The following is a 20,704-nucleotide window of genomic DNA, read 5'->3' as shown; positions in this document are numbered from 1 at the left end:
TTAAATCCAATACTATACTTTTACAAGTAGTATACTAAAACTGTATTAGTATTGTAAAATGTAGTAATATTGATTATCAGATATATATTTTTTAGAATATGGAAAAAAAAGTTTGTCCTTTGCAACACACCCTTGAATTATTAGGTGGAAAATGGAAAATGGCAATCATTTACCAACTTTCTTTGGTAAGTCCTAAACGATTTAAGGAATTGGAAAGAAGTGTCATAGGCATTACACCTACGATGCTCACTACACAACTTAAAGACTTGGAAGCCAACGGATTGATTACTAGAAAACCTTATGCTACTGTTCCGCCAACAGTAGAGTATAGCCTCACAGAAATAGGTTTCAGCATCATTCCTTTAGCCTCACAACTCCGTGAATGGGGTATCAAACATATGAAGGATTTAGGATTGGAAGAAGCAATAGATTGGGGTGTATAGGTCTATAATTTTGAACTTCCACAGCATTTTCAAAGAAATATATCACATCATTTTGATTAGGAATTAATTCTCAAAGTCAAATAGTTGTACGTGAATAGCCTTTAGAATATGGATATCTACTCAGAAAATATCAAGGTATATACCTTTATTTAATATACTGTCCACTCATGCTCACTATTATAGTACTTTGTATTAGAAATAGTATTGATTATTATAAAAAAGGTAACTATAAATTTGTATTATCCTTATTTCCCATTATTAATACTTTTTTAAGTTTGTATATTTTTCTATTACAATCATTTTTTAATAGATATTGACATTCTAGAAACTTTTTCTTAGTATTTCAGATGTCATCTTTTTAAATTTAGATAAACGTTTTTCTAATCAAATTTTCAGTATCTCTATTTTTTAAGATAAAGTACTGTTTTTAGACTAATTTTGTAAGAGTTGTAAAATCGTCCAAATTTGAAAACAACTGGATAATTCATAAAAACATGTTGTATACTCTGTATTGTATGCAATATAAAATACTAATAAACAGAATTTTATATTGTTGAATCTAATTAGATTTAAATTTATAAGTTTTCATTTGGTGAATCTAAATATTTAAGGAAAGACTTTCTATAATTTCTTCTAATTACTATACAACTGTTTTTTCCTTAGTTTTTTGTCCACTTTAAGATAGCGATTCTAGGGTTATTATTAAGAAACCTGCAAAATACAGGCATGAACTTAAAATTTGAAGAAGGAAAATATACAGAATTGCTAAAGCGAATTAAAGGCGGACTTGATGAGAAACAAGCAAAGGAAACTTAATATAATCAAAAATTCCCCAGTTAAAACTAAATAAAATTCCTTAGTAAAATAGAGCAGTCTCATGCTCTCTATTTGATGTTAGTAAAAACAGTATTTTTTAATACTGTTTTTTGTATTTCTAAGAATATATAATGGTAAGAATACTTTTAAGTATGATATACATAAGTTTATCAAGAATAGATGTAAGAACTTATCCCAAAAAGAGGTATAGGTTTGGTTATTATTTAAAACAAAATAATAATCTTATGGAATATTTAAAGATATCAGCCGATAATTACGTAGCCTTTACGTTTTTCATCGGAACCATGGCTATGATGGCCGCATCAGTTTTCTTCTTTCTTGAGCTTAGTAATACATCTCAAAAATGGAGAACATCAGTTCTAGTATCAGGATTGATAACTTTTATTGCAGCAGTACATTACTACTACATGAGAGGCTATAATCTTGCAACAGGTGAATCACCTACTTTTTTCCGTTATGTAGACTGGATTCTTACAGTACCATTAATGTGCGTTGAATTCTATCTTATTACCAAAAAAGCAGGAGCAAAAATTTCTCTTCTATGGAAATTGATTTTTGCTTCACTAGTAATGCTAGTAACAGGCTATTTTGGAGAAACAATAGATAGAGCAAATAGTGTACTTTGGGGTGTAGTCTCAGGAGTTGCTTACTTTTACATTGCTTATCTTATTTGGTTTGGTGAAGTTGCCAAATTAGCTCAGACGGCTGGGCCTCAAGTGGCAAAAGCAACCAGAATACTAGCCTGGTTTGTATTGGTTGGCTGGGCAATCTATCCATTAGGTTATATCTTAGGAACACCTGGGGGATTATTTGGAATTCAATTGGTTTCTGACCCAGCTGCTGCTGCTCATGCCATGGATATTGTGTATAATATTGCCGATGCAGTCAACAAGATTGGTTTTGGCTTAGTGATTTACACGTTGTCTAGAACGGAGGAATAATTTTTACAATAGTAAGATGAGATAGGGAGTACGTGCTTTGAAAGAACTGACTCCTCTTCTTTTTTTAAGAGAAAATTAAAAATAAATTGATAACTAACACAAGTCAATTTTACAATAAATTCAGGAAGAACTCTTCACATTTGAAAACAATATAATTGTGCAACAATATGATTATATTTTCTGTGGCACTGGAGCCTCTGCATCGCTTCTACTGTTGCAACTTCATCAAAATAATCTACTACAAGATCTGAATATTTTACTTATTGATCCTGATAAAAAGGGGAAAAAAGATAAAACATTTTGCTTTTGGGCTGATGTGGAAGAGCCCATATCTTTAGATTTAAATCCACTCATTTCTCATAGGTGGGATAAAGTGGTCTTATCGGGAGATAAAACACAATCTATACTGCCCCTCCAATACAATCATGTTTCAAGCATTGATTTATATAATCAGATTCACCAATTAACATTGCATTATAATTGGCAAAAAATTATTAGTTATGTTGATGAGGTCAAAGCTGATAAGGAAGGACCTTTCATAATACTGAATGGAAGCGTATTAAGAGCAAAATATATTTTTGACTCTAGGCCTCCTGTGTATAAAACTGCTCAAGTGAGAGAAACACATATCTTTCAAAGCTTTGTTGGTTGGATGATTGAGACCGAAAATGAAATAAAAGACTCAAATGCTTTCCGTTTCATGGATTTTCATATAGAACAACAAGATTCAACCCAATTTGTCTATGTTTTGCCGTTTTCTACCAAAACAGCTCTGGTAGAAGTTACACGTTTTGGAGCTGAAAAGATGAGTCTCACAGATGCTGAGGAATTACTTGATCATTATGTAAAAAATAACTTTGGAAAATACTCGATTCAAGATATTGAAATAGGTTGTATTCCCATGAGTAATACTGGAATAAATAATACACAACTGCCAGGGATTGTAACAATGGGGGCACGAAATTACCAAATTAAGCCTAGTACTGGTTACGCATTTAAAAATATGTATTACCAAGCACGTCTAATTGTTGAGGCAATTAAACAAAATCAACCTATCGAAGTATTCAATAAATCAAAATCGAAGGCACACAAAGGTCGCTTCTCATTTTATGATGGGTTGCTTTTGGATATTTTAAAAGACAAGCCAAAAGAGGGGAAGCCCATATTTGAAGCATTGCTAAAAAATGTAGAGGTAAAAAAAATTTTAAATTTCTTAGATGAAAAAACGGATGTTGCAACTGACCTTTCTATTTTCTACCAATTACCTTGGAAGGTTTTTGTAAGCACCTTATTTGAAAGAAGTTTCTCATTTACTTGGTTTCGTCCACTTATTTTAACTTTTATTACTATTTTTTTTTTAATACTAAGCAACCATTCAGCCTTGCAAAATTATTTAGCCTATGGGTTGATTATGATAGGGCTGGTTACGGTTGGAATCCCACATGGGGCAGTAGATCATCTGCTAGAAACTGGTAAATGGAATATGAAAGTTGCTCCTCTGTTTATCGCAAAATACTTGTTTTTAGCGTCATTTATGGGTTTGTTGTGGTACATATTACCATTTCTAGCCCTTGTCATTTTTCTTGCTTATTCTTCTTGGCATTTTGGTCAGGCCGATGGGAAAAAATGGCTATTATCAAAATGGTCCTCAACCTTTTGGGGAGCTTCTGTTTTATTTTATATATTAGGTACACATCTTTCCGAAACTAATAAAATACTAGCAGTCATGGGTAACCTCACATTACCAATAGCATGTCCTGCATGGTTATTGCTTCCTTGGTTGGTGGTTGCCATATTTCACAAAAATGCTTCTTTTGCACTTACTGTTTTTTGGCTTTTCCTTTCTGCATATCTTCCACTCCTCATCTCTTTTGGTCTTTATTTTATAGGACAACATAGCTTAACAGGATGGCAAGATGTTAGAAACCACCTAAAACTAAGCAACAGTCGTATGTGGATTCATTCATTACCTTTTCATGCTACAGCATGGATTTTTCTGCTCTGTTTCTTGGTCTTCTGGTCTTCTGCTTACCCGTTTGAGGAAACAAAACGTTGGGCAGTATTTTTTATTTTTATCGCTTGCATCAGCTTTCCCCATGTTATATCCATAAATGTTGTTTATAGGTCAAAGGAATAAGATTGCTATTATAATATAATCCTGTTAGTTGAGCTAGGAATTCTTGTGGATTATTTGGTGTTCAAATAGTTTATGACCCTACTGATGTGGGTTTGTTGTATAAATATATTATACAACATTGTTATCAAAAATATTGACTTTGGGTAAGTGATTTATGGTCTTTTAAGAACATAGGAATAATAAAATGAACTCATAACATCGATAACAGTTGTACAACTCAGACTCAAGATAAGCAAATAATAAAATTGAGAAGAATTAGATAGCCCTTTTAAAAAGGGCTGTATTTTTTCTAGATGAAAAATGAGTCTAAAATTTGTGTACTTTGAATAGAATAAAAACAATCTAAAAAAGGGTGAATATTCTTGACCTAGTTCTAGGGAGTATTATATATTTTCTTATTTCCTCTCAAACTTTACTTGTTTTATTCTTTCTCCATTAAGAAATAAATATCCATTCTGAAACATAAAGTTATAGGAATCTACAAGCATTTTAGTATTTGACACCAACATACCTTTTGTTTTATAACTTTTACCCAATTTAATTTTATATATCATTCCATCAATATATTTTAGACTCAGGATTGTATTGGTTTCTAAATTTACATAGTCACCATTTATGGATTTGAAATCATATCCCTTTTCTATTTGTTTTACTTTTATTAAAGTATAAGGTGAATGATTTATATAATAAGCTGTTATTTGCTTTTCGCCTTTTGAGTTCGTTGTAAACTCTTGCTTAAATGCTGGGTCAAACTTTTGGTGGAAAATGTTGTCAGATTCTCGTTCTAATTCAACATTATTTCTTCCTACTCTTTTTAAAAAAACCTTGTTATCTTTTTTTTCAAATGTGAATGCAAAATCACTTTCAGTTAAATATGTTCCTAAAATTTCATCTTCACTAACATATTTACCTATGCTTACTGGTTTTGTAACTAAATATGCTTCTACAGGTTTTAGCTCTAAAATTATATCTGCCATTTGCCTTGTTTGAGTATTGGGTGTTGATTTACCTGTATTTGTTAGTGTTAGAATTGAAAGATTTTTTTGAGGAAATCTGATTATAGTTGCTTTCCAAGCACCTGTTGCACCTTCGTGAAAGCTATAAGTCATACCCTTATATGTACCAAATTCAAGCCCGTAACCATAATTAGTAAATATTGAACCTTCAATAATTTGTTGACTTTGAATTAGTATTCTTTTGCTGAAAGTAGAAGTTCCTTTGCCTTGAACTAGTTTTTCCCACTGTATTTGGTCTTCTAATGAGGAAAAAATATTGCCATCTCCACAAACATTCCAAACCCATTTGTAGGTTTTCCAAGTATCAAAATTGAAATATGCTCTTGCAATTTGTCCACGTATTTTTGTAAAGTCACTCTCAAATGAAGTATTGGGCATATTCAGTTGTACAAACATTTCATTTGTATATTCAATAAAAGTTTTCTTGCTAACTTTCTCAATCAGAAGTGCCAATAAAATATAGTTTGTATTGCTATATAAATATTTAGTATCTGGCTTAAAATTCAAATCAGATTGTTTTTCAATCAATTTTAAAACATCATAGTTGTTAAATGACTTTTTCCACCATGTATAACCTTGTAAAGACCATAAGTCATAACAATCTCTTATTCCACTTGTATGGTTTAATAAGTTTTGGATTGTTATTTTTTCTTTGAATGATGGATAAATATTAGGAAACCACTTTCTAATATCATCTGATAATTCAAGCTTCTTTTTTTCAATAAGAGTCAAAATAGCTAAAGCTGTAAATTGTTTGCCATTGGATGCTATATTGAAGCGAGTAGTTTTATTTATGAATGTACTATCACTCAAATTTGCATAGCCTGCATATTTTTCATAAATCACTTCTCCATCTTGAATGATAGCTGTGGCAATACCTGGTGCACCTTTGGGTACATCTTGTGTAGCAATACTGTCAAGAAGTTGGATTTGTTTTGGAGTTAAACTGTTGTGAGTTTGTCCATGTAGAGTAGAGCTTGTCAAGAGAATCAAGCTTAAAAAGAGTTTTCTCATTTTTTTTAGATTTTTGACAAACTTCATTTTTTGTAGCCAATAATTCGCTTTAAATCCTGATTTGACACCTATTTTTTTGGATAATTTTTTTCAATATAGTCTTTTGGATTCATTGACGTAGCTCTTTTAAAAGCTCTATTAAATGTAGATTTGGAGTTAAATCCACATTCAAATGCAAGACCAAGTAATGTTTTAATATTGTGTTCACCCTCTTCTATCTTTTGTAATAAAGCTTCTATTCTATGATAGTTTATATAGTCATTAAAATTCATGTTAAAGCCTTGATTAATAACCTGTGAGATTTTCTTCGAGTGAGTGTTTAAATGGTTGCTTATATCTAATATTGTAAGTTCAGGATTTTCATACATTTTATGAGTTAGCATTAACTGTTTTATTTTCTCTTTCCAAATTTCTAAGTCTGCTGTTACATTTTCCTCTTTTGGTAATGGATATAGATGTGACTCTGGTTCACTTGTTAAATTTATATCAGAATTAGTAGGAGATTCTTTAAAAGAGATTACAGATATAATAGAATTTGTATAGCCAATGATTGATACATAATAGAAAAGAATGGAAAAACTTACATAATACCAAAACTTTTTTCCAAACTCATCCCATTCAGGGTTGATAATAAAAAATATTAATCGGATAGCAATAAGCATTAAAAATACTATCAGAAATCGTTTAGCCCAATTGAATAATACCGAATCGGCAAAACTAACAGTATTATATGTGATGATTTTATATCTAAAGTAAGTTTTGAGACTTTTAGTTAGATAATAAACTAAAAAGAAAAAGCCTGTTACTTGATACCAGAATGAAAAATCTTTGTCTTTACCATCTTCATAAAAATAATATTTATTCAAAATTATATAATCAGTAACAAAAATAATGAATGAATAAATTAGATAAATTATAGCTGGTATAAAATGAATATAATCTTTTTTAGAAAACCTGAATGACTTGTCAAGCAAGGTTTTAAAGTAAAAATATAAGATAGGTGGTAATAAAAATAGTTGTTGAAAGGGAACATAAAAAAGGAAATCTCTATATGGCTGTTTGGAATACCATCCTGCATATCCAAGCATAAATGGTGTAATATAAAAAGAAGATAATAAAGTGTATAGACTTAGCCAGAGACTTGATTTATTGTTAGTTTGCCTACCTTTAATGAGTAACAAAATAGAAAAAACTATCCCATGAAAAAAGAAAATAAGTAAAATTGAGCTTTTTAAGTTAAAAGAAAAGAGCATTCATGTTATTCGTTTATATATAAGTTATAGGTGTGCCTTAACTTATAAAGTTTAATGCTTGATTAATTGGTTATCATTTCAGCTAACAAACAAGGCTTTGCGATGTTGGAGAATTTGAAAAACGTCCGCCCAATATTGCAAAACCCCTTGTTAGCAGTAGGCGTTTTTACTTTTGTCCACATATCAGTCCTTTTTAAATACAATTTCTCTGTGTTTAAGTCCCCATTCAACAATGTGTTTAATTAAGTCTTTTATCGACATACCATGTTTTGTAAGTCTGTATTCTACTACCATTGGCGTTTCTTGAATTACTTTTCTTTCAACCATTTTTATGTCTTCCAAATAACGCAATTCTTTTGTGGAATTGCTATCTTAGAGTGGACAAAAAACTAAGGAGTTTGTAAACCTATAAAAATATGGCTACAGTAAGAAAAAAATGTAGCAAAGAATCCAAAAAGCAAGTAGTGAAACTGAAAGTCAGCGTGAGCCAAGTCTGTGTTTTATTACTATAGCCTTCAGATTAAGGGAGTTGGAAAGGTCTTTATGGTATTTTTATCAATTCTCTTCTTTTGACACTAAACCAGACACAATATACTGATATTTAAAATTTAGATTGTTTATTATCAGCGTATTGTGTTTTGTTGAACTGGAGTGGAAGATTCTCAAACCTATATTTTTATTGTGAATCTCTACAAAAGGCTTTTGAACATGGAGTTACTAGGAAAAAAATTGTAGAGATTTATGCCTTTGGGATGATACAGAGTGTTCAAAAAACTAAGAGGTACATGAGTTCTTTTTATATTTACTTTAATCACAGAATCTTATGAATCAGGAAGACCTGAAAGTATTATAAAACCATCTCCCACGATTTAGAAATTTTGGTGGTGTGAGAGATATAGATGCATTATATATCTCTCAAAGAGAAATAAGTTCGAGTAAGCAAAACATTTATTTCCCAAACTATGCGAATAAGAACTCATTCGAAAAAAACAACAACCCAAAATTTCTCTTAGGTTGCTTTGTGATTTCTAAACAGTTTCTAGAACTTTCTTTTTTTCTTGGTATTCTTCTTTGTTAATTTGCCCTGTGGCAAAACGCTTTTTGAGTAGCTCCAAGGGGCCATCTTTTTTGCTACGTTGCCCAGGAATATCGTAAGGTAATACAAAAATCCAAAAAATAAACACGAGCCAAACTATCCACCAGACCATGTGCATTCCCCAGTAATGATATCCATCATAATACATAATTTTATTTGATTAAGTGTGAAGGTAGAACCAAGCCATTTTTTCGTAGTTTTCTGAAAGACCTACTACAAAATCGGTAATACCTAAATCGTGAAAATCTTCGGCAAATGTTTTGGCATAATTCTTTAAATGTAAAATAATACCTTTGTGATTTTTGAGCAGGAGCATAATGACCAATGGCACATATATCCAGTAAAACTATCTATATCTTATCCAACTCCAAACTGTGTTTCAAAAAATTTATGTTTATCATAAAAATCTACTCCTATTATATTCCAATGAGTATTTTTTGTTTTGACATACAGTACATTTTCATCGGCAAGCAATTTGGCAAGTTGGTGTCAAGTTCTATGTTCATAATATTTTTTTGACAAAAAGATATTTTTAAAGTTTAATGGTTTTGTCCTTGAGCAAATTACCCTCAGCAGAATAAAAAAGTTGATGTCTTTCTCTACTATTTTTTACTTCTACCTTATAAACTTTTATTTTGTCCATGGACAAATCTCTAAAAATTTCTTCTTTCTCTTTGGTAATAGCCCAGTTGCGATAACGAGTTTTGCTGATGGCATCTGTTATGGATTTGGGTAAGTCAGAGGTCATTTTTTTATGAACAGCTACTTTTTTACCTTCTTTAGAGTAAATCACACGATGATAAGCGTTGTCTTTATCAAACTCAACTACATAGAAATCTGGCGAAACATATTCAAATAGGTATGGATTGTAGCCATACCAATCGTTGGCATCATCAAATTTTGGATAACCATACCAGGTTTCGTTGGCAACATTTGAAAACTCCTTGGTGAAAGCCTCTAAGACAACCATTGGTATCTTGCCTCGGTCTGTCTTTGGTGGTTTCTGACCCGTTTTTTCGGTAATTTGGATGGTATTTTGGCTGAATGCAGGCATTGCCAAAGCAAAGCAAAGCAAAAAAACATTGATTTTGGGGATTAGATTTTTCATGATTTTTTAATTTTTTAGAATTAGAATATTTGAAGAGTTTATAGCTGTTTGAAGAAATAAATAAATTATTCTACCAGATTGGCATAATAATCTACCGAAAGTTCGTTTTTTACGTGCCAGATTCCGGGTGTATTCCAAGCGATACGTTCTGCTTCGTCTTTCTGATACCACGAATCTACTGTACCAGTGAGGGTAACGGTTGTACCTTCTACTGCCACTTCAATATTAGTGTCATCAACTGACCAACTGCGAGCAATCGCTTCCTGAACTTCTTTTTGATGTATGATACTTTTGCTTTCAGACTTAATCTTTATGTTATCTATTACGCCTTTTATGCCTAACAGATAACTGACGGAGTTTTTTGCAGCTTCTCTTTGATAATTCCAGTGAAGTTCGCCCTCCAAAGTAACCCAACCATCTTCTACCACCACCTTTACTTTATCATGGGGGACAGACCAAGTGTTTTTAATGGCACTCAAAGCATCTGCTGCAATATCAGTATTGCTTTTATTCCATTCGTTGGTAAATCTAACTTCAATGTTTTCTACTAAGGCTTTTACACCGATTACTTTTTTGGCAGCTTTTTCAGCTTCAATTTTCTTGGCATATCTGTCTACGATACCAGAGAGTGTTACAATGCCATCTTTGGCGGTTACACCAATTTCTGTGGAATTCATGAGAGGCTCCCATTTGATGGCATTTTGAACGTCTGTCTGTAATTCTTGATTTGTTTTCATAAAAGAAGAGATTCGGAATTATCATATAATGATGATAACAATACAAAGGTGAGGGCTTTTATGCGTATAAGTGTTACACAAATTTGGTAAAGGTTTGTATAATTAAATTACTCTTGTAAGTACAAGCTAGTCAGGTTTAATAATTTTAGCTTTAGTAGTTTATAAAAGGGTTGTTTAAAAAAAATCTACGTAAGTCATTAATTAAAAATCAACTACATCACGCCTATCATTTTTTCTTTTGCAATGAGAATCTTAAGTTCTAAAGTCATATAAACAGTTTTGTAAATCGTTTCATTATTGAAAAGATCTTTTCTTTATAAGCCACTGTTTTAGTAGTATTTTTAATTTGATTTCTCACCTATCAAAGTAATATTAGACAATCTCACTGTGAAAAAACAAGTAATGATGTAACTCTTATTATTAGTTGTGTAAGGTTTTAGAAATTAATATATCTCATCTTTGTGTAGTTGTGAAAATTCACTCACAATCATACACAAAATGATGAAAAAGTTTACAATGAAATTATCAATAGACTTAAAGAAAAGGGATTAGATTTAAGTAATCTCCAAATAACTACACAAATTTTAAATGAACCATGAAAACAGCAATCATCATCATAAGCATCATCGTTGTACTTATTATTATTTCTCAAATTTATATTTTAATGTCAACGCAAAAATCAGAAACCCAACCTTACAAAGTAATTAGAGAAGAGGAAAAATTTGAAATTAGGCATTATCCATCCGCAACGATGGCTATGATTACATCAAATACAAAATCATATAAAGAACTTGGTAACTCTGGTTTTAGAAAACTTGCAGGATATATTTTTGGAGGAAATAAAGATTCAAAGCAAATCTCAATGACATCACCTGTTCATATGGAGATAAATGATTCTGTTTCAAGTATGAGTTTTGTGATGCCATCAAATTATCATAAAGACAATTTACCCTTGCCCAATGATACAGAGGTCATTATTAAAACCTCACCTGAAGAATATGTTGCAGCCATTCGCTTTGGAGGATTTGCTTCAGAGGAAGACATACAAAAGCATAAAATTATACTTGAACGTTCACTAAAAGAAAATAAACTTTCATACTATGGATCCTTTCGTTATTTGGGATACAATCCACCATACCAATTATTAGGAAGAAGAAACGAAATTATTGTATCACTCAATTGGGATGGTAAATAACAACCTAAAATTAAACAAAACAAGATGATGAAAAGACTTGAAGATAAGGTTGTATTTATCACAAGGGGTAATTCGGGTCAATATGGAACGCAAAATATTAGAGCCAATGCCATTCGTTCTTATTACATAGAAACACTATTACTAAGTGCTCCTCCAGAAGTGTATCTTGGATTGATGGCACACCTGCCAAACGACTGTATACTCCCGAAGAAGTAGCAAAAGCATTTATTTTTTGGCATCCAGCAATTCGATAATGATACACAACTTATTTTAGATGGTGGCATGCTGGCGTAAAATAATCATTTATTACCTCTAAAACAGTTTAAGATGAAAAACTATAAATTATTTAGCCCAGCAAAACTAGGTTTGTTAGAATTGAAAAATAGAATTGTAATGGCTCCATTGACAAGATGTAGAGCAATAAATAATTTACCCAACGACTTAATGGCTACCTATTATCAGCAGCGTGCCACAGCAGGTTTAATTATTACTGAAGGAACTTCTCCATCGCCAAATGGCTTGGGTTATGCCCGTATTCCTGGCATATTTACAGAAGCCCAAGTAGCAGGTTGGAAAAAAACAACATTTGCAGTGCATCAAAGTGGAGGTAAAATAATTGTTCAATTGATGCATACAGGTAGAATAAGCCATATTTTAAATATGCAACAAGGTACTGAGATTTTAGCACCTTCTGCCATAAAAGCTTCAGGGCAAATGTGGACTGATGCCAAGCAACTGCAAGACTATCCAACACCAAAAGCAATGACGATGGAAGATATTATTTCCACACAAATGGAGTATGTAACAGCTGCTAAAAATGCGATAGCTGCTGGTTTTGATGGTGTTGAACTTCATGGAGCGAATGGCTATTTACTCGAAGAATTTTTATCACCTATTAGCAATGTGCGTTTAGATAAATACAGTTCAAGCATTGAAAATCGCTGTCGATTTGTTTTAGAAGTAGCAAAAGCAGTGGCTATGGCTATTGGTAAAGAGAGAACGGGCATACGTCTTTCGCCTTATGGTGTAGCAGGAGATATGCCCAACTACGAAGAAATTGATAGTACTTATGACTACCTCTCCAAAGAACTTAATAAATTGGATATAGCTTATATTCACCTTGTTGATCACTCTTCAATGGGGGCACCAAATGTGCCAATTGAAATCAAAAAGTTAATTCGTAAAAATTTTAAAAACACCCTTATTATTTGTGGTGGATATGATAAAGAAAATGCAGAAAAAGATATTGAAAGTGGTTTGTGTGATTTAATTGGATTTGGTCGTCCATTTATCAATAATCCTGATTTAGTAGCACGATTGCAGTTGAATCAAGAGTTATCACAAAGTCTTAAAACAGATTTATTTTATTCAGCTGATGAGAAGGGATATACAGATTATCCCGTTTTCAAGGAGTCTGTGATACTTCAAATTCAATAAAAATAATAGCATTGACTGTTCAATAACCATATTTATTGGTATCTCTAAACAGTATAGGGCAAATCTTTCATAGTGATTTATAATCAGTTGCTTATTATCAAAAAATACACTTTAATAGGAAAGATTATGTAATAGTTGAAAAATAGATGCAAAAAAGACATTAGCAACGGAAAATACTGGCTGGATAATTGATTTGGCCGACGGTTAAAGTCACGCAGTTAGTTAACAGCAAAAATGGATTTGACCTTTCAAAAACAAACTTCACCAATCAAAAATAAAATTATGGCATTTCAGACGACTAATCCAACAACTAATAAAGTAGTAAAATCATTTGATGAAATGAATGATGCTATTGTTGAAAAAGCTATTTCAAGAGCTGCCCTTGCATTTGATGAATGGAAGCTAACCAGTTACCAAACAAGAGCACAGTTATTATATACAGTGGCTGGCTTACTTCGTGCAAAAAGAAAAGACCTTGCCAAAATGATTACCCTTGAAATGGGTAAACTCGTCTCGCATGCTGAAGGCGAAATAAAACTAAGTGCTGAAATCTTTGACTACTATGCAAAAAACGCTGAGGGATTTTTAAGCGACAAAATATTGAATCCCGTTCACGGAAAAGCATTGATACGATACAATTCTTTAGGCGTATTACTTGGCATTCAACCTTGGAATTTTCCGTTTTATCAGGTAGCCCGTTTTGCTGCTCCCAATATCATGATTGGAAATACTGTATTAATTAAACATGCTATGAATGTGCCTCAATGTGCTATTGCGATTGAAGAAATATTCGCTGAAGCAGGAGCACCACTAGGTCTTTACACTAATTTATTGATATCTCATCAACAAACTGAAAAATTAATTGGAGATAAAAGAATTAGAGGATTATCACTAACTGGTAGTGAAGTAGCAGGGGCTATTGTTGCTGCCGAAGCTGGTAAACATATTAAAAAATCGGTTTTAGAATTAGGTGGTAGTGATGCATTTATAATTCTTGAAGATGCTGACATAGATAAAGCCGTGGAATGGGCTGTTGTAGGCAGAATAAACAACAACGGTCAGTGTTGTGTGGCATCCAAAAGGTTCATCGCCGTAGATAGTATTGCAGATGTTTTTCTTGAAAAATTCAAAAATAAAATGGCAGCATTGGTAGTTGGCGATCCAATGGAAGATACAACAAATTTAGGTCCTCTTTGCACAGAAGCAGCTGCAGTAAAAATTGCAGACCAAGTGAAAAGAGCAGTTGATAGTGGTGCAAAAATTTTATTAGGTGGAAAAAGAGTTGACAGAGAGGGGGCATATATGGAAGCCACTATTCTAACAGATGTAAAACCTGAAAATCCTGTTTTTTATGAAGAGTTTTTTGGTCCTGTTGCTCTTTTCTTTAAAGTAAAAAATGAAGAAGAAGCAATTGCATTAGCTAATAATTCTCCTTTTGGTTTAGGCGGTTCGGTCTTTACACAAGATATTGAAAGAGGTAAACGTGTTGCCAATCAAATTGACACAGGAATGGTGTTTATCAATCACCCTACTTGGACACAAGCTGACCTGCCTTTTGGTGGCACTAAGGGTTCAGGCTACGGAAGAGAAATGGCACAGTTAGGCTTGGATGAATTTGTAAATAAAAAACTCATCAGAATTAGTGAATTAAGCGACCCCTTTTAAAAACTATTTAAATGAAAGATACTCATTTTTACGAAGTCCATCTCACTTGGAATACTGCAACACAGGGGACTTTAAGTTCGCCAGTTATCGCTAGTAAAATTGAAGTGGTTACACCACCTGAATTTCCAAAAGGTATGAAAGAGAAATGGACACCTGAGCATTTATTTGTTGCTGCGATAAACTCTTGTTTGATGTCCACTTTTTTATTGGTTGCCGATAATTCAAAGTTTCAATTCATCAGTTTTGAAAGCAAAGCAGTTGGGAAAATTGAAAAGGTGGATGGAAAGTTTGCTGTAACTGAAATAGTCTTAACACCTACACTTATCATCCCATCAACACAAAACGAAACCAAAGCAAAGCGGGTGCTTGAAATGAGTGAAAATGCTTGTGCTATTGCCAACTCAATAAAAACAAAAATTAATTTACAACCGATAATAAAAATTAAATAAAAATATATGGAAAAGAAATTTTTAAAATCCGCAACAGTAAAACCTTCAGTAGTAAAAACATTAAAAGAAAAAATGATTGTAGTAGTCCATAAGGTTTTAAAAGACAACAAAGCCGAATTGACTGATAAAATTCAAAAAGTGGTGAATAAATCAATTAAAAAAATTGTAAAGAAAACAGATAAGCAAATCAAGAAAGCACTTACAAACTAAATAGATGAGCTTTTCTAACACAATAGGTAATAATGCAACAATTTATTCTTTTAATACTTTTCTCAATAAAGTATTTATTTGGATGGCTGGAATGCTTATAACTACCATTATATCCTATTATGGTTCACAATAAAATTAAGAGTAATTGTTTCAGATGAATAAACTTAAAGTAATTAATAGTTCATTCATTCAATTTTATAAAAAAATATGGAAACTAAACCTGTATTAAAAATGGAAGAAAAGCATACAGTTGTAGCCAAGGTGATAAATGCAGGTAAAGAATACAAAGCTGGTGATACCATAATTACAGCCTTAAAGGCAAGCTCTGTTGAGTTAAAATCGGGAGAACTTTTACTCATTATTGGTCCATCAGGTTCTGGTAAAACTACCTTACTTTCTTTATTTGGATGTGTATTATATCCAAGTTTTGGGCAAGTGTGGATTGAGAATGTGCAAGTGAATACTTTAAGTGAAAATAAATTAGCAGAATTACGACTATTGAAAATTGGATTCATCTTTCAAAGGTTTAACCTTATTGCTCCACTTACTGCTTTAGAAAATGTAATGATGCCTTTATTACTACAAGGTATGATTGAGAAAGATGCAAAAGTAAAAGCTACAACAGCTTTAGTTAAAGTAGAAATGGGAGATAGATTGAAAAACCTATCCAATGATTTAAGTGGTGGTCAACAACAACGTGTTGCTATAGCAAGAGCTCTTGTTACAAATCCAAAAATGATGTTGTGTGATGAACCAACTGCATCTCTTGACCTTGCTAGTGCTGGCATTGTGATGAAAGAATTAAAAGAATTAGCGAAACAAGGAAAAGCAGTAGCAGTAGTTACTCACGATACAAGACTGCGACCTTTTGCTGATAGAATAGTGTATGTTTTAGATGGATCAATATCTGACAAGCCAGTAGAAGAAGAAATAACCTTAATATAAAATGCAACAATGAAAAATTATATCCTTTTACCACTATTCATGATTGTTCTCAACGCTTGTAATAACAAAGATACAATGAATGAGAAAGGGAGAAATGAGCAATTGAAACAGTCCATCACAAGTAATGAAATTGTAGGTGTTGGTAGAATAACGTCTGAGGACGATATTATTCAATTGGCTTCTCCTACAAATGGTATTGTGCAGAAAATTTATAAAAAAGAAAATGATAGTGTGAGTGTTGGAACTATTATTTTGGAACTAGAGCATCAATTAGAAGATGAAAAAATAATTCAGTTAAGCAATCAAACAAATACACAGATAGCACAAATAAATGTTGATGTTGCAGGTATTGGCGAATTAGAAGCAAAGATTAGCAATGCAAATTTGCAAGTCGAGCGGTTAAATAATTTATTGTTAAAAGGTGCTGAAACGCAACAAACAGTTGATGATGCAACAACTACCTTAAACACATTAAATGCTAATATAAATAAATTGAAAGCTACTATTAATGTATCAAAAAGCAGATGGAAAGAGGGAGAAGCAAATTTAAAAACAGCACAACTGGAAAGAGACCAAAAAATAATAAAGTCACCTATAAATGGTAGGATTTTAGAACTAACTGTTTTAATTGGTGGCTCAGTATCTACACTGCAATCATTTGCTCAAATTAATCCTGGGGGCAAAACAATTGCAATCTGCGAAATAGATGAATTAAATGCAGAAAAAATAGATGTTGGTCAAAAAGGATGGATTAGAAGCGTTGGCTCATCCGATACTTTGTCAACGGGTACAATTTATTTTGCATCATCCTTTCTAAAAAAGAAATCATTGTTTACTGATCAGTCAGGTGAAAAAGAAGATAGACGTGTGAGAACAATAAAAATGTTACTTGATAATCCTGAAAATTTACTATTAAATGCAAGGGTAGAATGTGTAATTGATATTTCTAACAAGTCTAAAAAATAAAGTATGTTAAAAATTGCGTGGAAATTCATCAAGTTTGATAAAGCTAAAAGCATTGGGGTTATTGTTGGCATTCTCATCAGCACATTCCTAATTGGGCAACAGTTAGGCGTTTTCTTTTTTTTATCAGGTCTTATGGGAGCATTGGCGACTGACGTGAAAGCAGATATTTGGGTGGTTGATAGCAAAACAGATGATGTAAATCAATTGGGAAGATTGGACATCAGAAACCTGAGAGCAGTACAAGGTATCAATGGTGTTAAAGAAGCATTTCCATTAATTATTACAGGTGCTTCTTGCAATTTTGAAAATGGAACAAGTGGTGTAATTACTTTATTAGGTGTTGATGACAAACATGTCAAGGCTTTGATTAGTAAAGATAAAATTATGGCTGGCAATGTGTCTGATTTACAATTAGATGGAGCTATAAGTGCTGAATTTTACCAAAAGAAAAACTTAGGTGGAAACATTGATTTGAGAACTAATTTAGAAATCAATGGTAAGCGAGCTTTTTTTGTTCTACAAACAAAAGGCTTTAGAGGCTTTGGTAGTAGTTTTTGTGTTACCACTATTGAAAGAGCAAGATTTTTTTCAAATCAATCTGTCAATACTATTAATGCAGTGCTGGTGAATGTAAAAAACCTTTCCAATATTGATAAAGTTGTACTAGATATTAATAAAAATATAAATGGTATTCGGGCCTGGCCATCTAGAACATTAGCCACTTCTTCAAAAATAAAAATATTAGCTACTAGTGGTATTGCATTAAGTACAGGTACACTCATCATATTTGCATTGATTGCTGGTTTTTTTATCATAGGTTTAACAATGTATTCTTCTGCACTTGATCGATTAAAAGATTATGGTACTTTAAAAGCCATTGGAGCGAGTAATAAATACATCAGCAAATTAATTTTAACTCAGGCTATGTTATTTACTATAGTTGGATTTTTGATAGGCTTGGCTTTATTAGAAGGTTTTAGAATTGGAGTAGCAAAATCAGGGTTGATATTTTCCTTTTCTCCTTTAGTATTGTTTATTATGTTTGTCATTATCAGTTTGATTTCGCTAAGTGGAGCATCATTTGCTTTGAGCAGAATTAGAAGTGTTGAACCTGCAGCGGTGTTTAGTTAACATGAAAAAGGAATAATCATAATTGAAAAACTATCAGGAATTAAATGGAAATAATTTAATGGATAGGCAAAGACCATTATCCTGATTGATAATTTATCTATGGTATATTCAAAATGACCAATATAATCTAACTGAAGTAAACTAATTAAACCGTGAAAAATATTGTTTTACTATTATCTGAATTTAAAAAGAATCTGCTGGAAAAGCACATTTATTTATGTATAATTGTAACAATTGCATTGATGCAACCATACGTTCAAGCTCAATCAACTATAACCCTATCACAAGCCATAAACGATGGGTTGGCAAACAGGAAAAACATTATTGCAGGAAAACTAAATGTAAGTTTAAGCAAGTTACAAACAAAAGCATTACAACACAAGTATTTGCCACAAGTATCAGCTGAATATCAGTACCTATACAATCCTATATTACCCACATCTATTTTGCCAATTGGTGTATTTAATCCAAGCTTTCCCATTGATGCAACTAAGAGTGTACAATTTGGTACAAACTGGAGCCAATCTCTTGGGCTTACTGTTACTCAGCCACTGCTTGATTTATCTATACAAAGGTATATCAATGAAGCTACACTGAAAGAGCAAATAGCCAACTTATCCCAACAACAAACTGAGTACGAATTGGCTTATACCATTGCCCAAACATACATTGATATTTACCTAGGAGAAGCAAAACTTAAATCACTTATAGTAGATACTAATAGGACATACATCAGTTACATGCTACTCAAAAACAGATTTGATGAAAAGCGTCTATTAAAATCTGATTTGAATAAAGCCAAGATAAATCATAATAACATGGTACAATTATTTAAAGATTGGACGGCTCTTTTAATAGAAGATAAAGTGTATTTAATTTTTTTAATTGGAGCAACTGAATTAAAACAATGGAATTTTGAAATTGATACAACATTCGCTATGAAATATTCAATTGAAATAATAGACAATACAATCTTTACTGATCAATTATCCGATTTGCAACAATTAACACTACAAAGTCAATTATCCGATTTGCAGGCAAAGATAGAAAGAACAAAGCATCTACCAACTGTAGGATTTAAAGGCTATTTAGGAGCCAATCAATTTTCAAATTTATTTAATCCAATAGCAGCAAATTCTTGGTTTGGATTAAGCTATATTGGATTGTATGTAAAAACACCTATACTTTTTGGAGAGAATACACATAATAAAATTCAGCAACTTAAATTGCAGTCTGATCAATACAATTTGCAAAAAGAAGATAAAAAAAATCAATATAAAAATGATGTATTTACAGTAAAGCTTAAGATAGAAAATAAAAAATTGCAATTACAAACACAAAAAGAAAATATCATGCTAAGCAAAGAATCTATTAATATTTTTCAAGCAAGAGTAAAGGAAGGGCAAGAGTCAGCATCAAACCTAAATTTAGAAGAAGTGAGTATACAATTGTTAGAAGCTGATTATGAAATGAATAAAAAACAATTGTGGGTGTATTGGTTAGATAACCTAAAAAAAACTGGACAATTAACTTATTTGTGGAAATGAAACTGTATAGTTCTGAAAATGGCTGATACAAATATAATCAATTTCCTTTACCATCTTTCTTTGAGCAATAATATCTCCTAATTTTGTTTGCACTTCCACTGCTTGACTTTTATGCAGAATAAATGTGTGAATGATACAACTTATTTCTAAAGTTGCGTAATACTATTCTTTACTTATATATTGACCTTTGCGACATTGTGGAAATTTATTCATAATGCAAATCAAAGTAATATGAAAAATTTAAAAAGTTGTATTGACGCTTGCTTGGCGTGTTTGGTAACATGCGAAAAGTGTATTACTGACTGTATTAAAGATGGCAATCAAGGATGTATCATCTTGTGCCGTGATTGTGCTGATATCTGTGCATTATGTGCAAGATTTGATGCAAGAGATTCTGCTTATGGACAAGAACTTCATGCCCTATGTGCTGAAATTTGTAAAGCATGTTCAGAAGAGTGTGCTAAGCACGCATCTCATCATATAAGTTGCAAAGAGTGTGCTGATGCCTGCAAAAAATGTAGTGAAATCTGTTCCGAACTTGCTACAGCATAATTTTTTATTGGCACTGTTCTATTAA

General features: G+C 32.1%; 19 protein-coding genes. 14 read left to right on the top strand and 5 right to left on the bottom strand.

The features are described 5' to 3' along the window. Positions 1-98 precede the first annotated feature (98 nt). The 3 genes from AD998_20985 to AD998_20975 all read left to right on the top strand — a co-directional run bounded on the left by AD998_20985 (position 99) and on the right by AD998_20975 (position 4,358). Positions 99-443 carry a hypothetical protein gene (locus AD998_20985; protein ID KOY84471.1) on the top strand — a complete coding sequence of 115 codons (345 nt, stop codon included), beginning with the start codon at positions 99-101 and terminating at the stop codon, positions 441-443. A 1,061-nt stretch (positions 444-1,504) separates the two neighbouring features. Further along, complete coding sequence (locus AD998_20980; protein ID KOY84470.1) at positions 1,505-2,221, top strand: rhodopsin; 717 nt, start codon at positions 1,505-1,507, stop codon at positions 2,219-2,221. Between the two features lie 157 nt (positions 2,222-2,378). Then, complete coding sequence (locus tag AD998_20975; protein KOY84469.1) at positions 2,379-4,358, top strand: hypothetical protein; 1,980 nt, start codon at positions 2,379-2,381, stop codon at positions 4,356-4,358. 395 nt (positions 4,359-4,753) lie between these two features. Here the strand turns inward: AD998_20975 and AD998_20970 are convergent, their stop codons facing one another. The 5 genes from AD998_20970 to AD998_20950 all read right to left on the bottom strand — a co-directional run bounded on the left by AD998_20970 (position 4,754) and on the right by AD998_20950 (position 10,582). Next, entirely contained in the window at positions 4,754-6,388 is a 1,635-nt protein-coding gene (locus tag AD998_20970) for a hypothetical protein (GenBank protein KOY84468.1), read from the bottom strand. A 68-nt stretch (positions 6,389-6,456) separates the two neighbouring features. Further along, complete coding sequence (locus AD998_20965) at positions 6,457-7,641, bottom strand: AraC family transcriptional regulator (GenBank protein KOY84467.1); 1,185 nt, start codon at positions 7,639-7,641, stop codon at positions 6,457-6,459. Between the two features lie 1,028 nt (positions 7,642-8,669). Then, positions 8,670-8,888 carry a hypothetical protein gene (locus AD998_20960; GenBank protein KOY84466.1) on the bottom strand — a complete coding sequence of 73 codons (219 nt, stop codon included), beginning with the start codon at positions 8,886-8,888 and terminating at the stop codon, positions 8,670-8,672. Positions 8,889-9,269: 381 nt separating this feature from the next. After that, positions 9,270-9,845, bottom strand: coding sequence for a hypothetical protein (locus tag AD998_20955; GenBank protein KOY84465.1), 576 nt, complete (start codon positions 9,843-9,845; stop codon positions 9,270-9,272). Positions 9,846-9,910: 65 nt separating this feature from the next. Further along, positions 9,911-10,582 carry an ornithine aminotransferase gene (locus tag AD998_20950; protein KOY84464.1) on the bottom strand — a complete coding sequence of 224 codons (672 nt, stop codon included), beginning with the start codon at positions 10,580-10,582 and terminating at the stop codon, positions 9,911-9,913. Positions 10,583-11,177: 595 nt separating this feature from the next. On the opposite strand from AD998_20950, the gene AD998_20945 reads away from it, so the two are divergent. From AD998_20945 to AD998_20895, 11 genes are all read left to right on the top strand, one after another. Then, complete coding sequence (locus tag AD998_20945; GenBank protein KOY84463.1) at positions 11,178-11,777, top strand: SOUL heme-binding protein; 600 nt, start codon at positions 11,178-11,180, stop codon at positions 11,775-11,777. A gap of 24 nt (positions 11,778-11,801) precedes the next feature. Further along, positions 11,802-11,993 (top strand): hypothetical protein, encoded by a 192-nt coding sequence (locus AD998_20940; GenBank protein ID KOY84462.1) that lies wholly within the window; start codon positions 11,802-11,804, stop codon positions 11,991-11,993. Between the two features lie 111 nt (positions 11,994-12,104). After that, entirely contained in the window at positions 12,105-13,214 is a 1,110-nt protein-coding gene (locus AD998_20935) for an NADH:flavin oxidoreductase (protein KOY84461.1), read from the top strand. A 282-nt stretch (positions 13,215-13,496) separates the two neighbouring features. After that, positions 13,497-14,879 (top strand): succinate-semialdehyde dehydrogenase, encoded by a 1,383-nt coding sequence (locus AD998_20930; GenBank protein ID KOY84507.1) that lies wholly within the window; start codon positions 13,497-13,499, stop codon positions 14,877-14,879. An 11-nt stretch (positions 14,880-14,890) separates the two neighbouring features. Next, the gene (locus AD998_20925; GenBank protein ID KOY84460.1) at positions 14,891-15,328 is read left to right on the top strand and encodes an osmotically inducible protein OsmC; all 438 of its coding nucleotides are present in this window, start codon (positions 14,891-14,893) and stop codon (positions 15,326-15,328) included. A gap of 6 nt (positions 15,329-15,334) precedes the next feature. Continuing rightward, a complete protein-coding gene (locus tag AD998_20920) occupies positions 15,335-15,538 on the top strand; it encodes a hypothetical protein (protein KOY84459.1) in 204 nt (67 codons plus the stop codon). Positions 15,539-15,769: 231 nt separating this feature from the next. Next, positions 15,770-16,483 (top strand): macrolide ABC transporter ATP-binding protein, encoded by a 714-nt coding sequence (locus tag AD998_20915; GenBank protein KOY84506.1) that lies wholly within the window; start codon positions 15,770-15,772, stop codon positions 16,481-16,483. Positions 16,484-16,522: 39 nt separating this feature from the next. After that, positions 16,523-17,449, top strand: coding sequence for a hypothetical protein (locus AD998_20910; protein KOY84458.1), 927 nt, complete (start codon positions 16,523-16,525; stop codon positions 17,447-17,449). Positions 17,450-17,452: 3 nt separating this feature from the next. Further along, the gene (locus AD998_20905; GenBank protein KOY84457.1) at positions 17,453-18,580 is read left to right on the top strand and encodes an ABC transporter permease; all 1,128 of its coding nucleotides are present in this window, start codon (positions 17,453-17,455) and stop codon (positions 18,578-18,580) included. 242 nt (positions 18,581-18,822) lie between these two features. Beyond that, entirely contained in the window at positions 18,823-20,127 is a 1,305-nt protein-coding gene (locus AD998_20900; protein ID KOY84456.1) for a hypothetical protein, read from the top strand. 231 nt (positions 20,128-20,358) lie between these two features. Beyond that, positions 20,359-20,679 (top strand): ferredoxin, encoded by a 321-nt coding sequence (locus tag AD998_20895; GenBank protein KOY84455.1) that lies wholly within the window; start codon positions 20,359-20,361, stop codon positions 20,677-20,679. The last annotated feature ends 25 nt before the right edge of the window (positions 20,680-20,704 follow it).

This window comes from bacterium 336/3 (assembly GCA_001281695.1).
Classification (GTDB): Bacteria; Bacteroidota; Bacteroidia; order Cytophagales; family Thermonemataceae; genus Raineya.
This window is presented reverse-complemented; position numbering and strand designations above follow the sequence as displayed.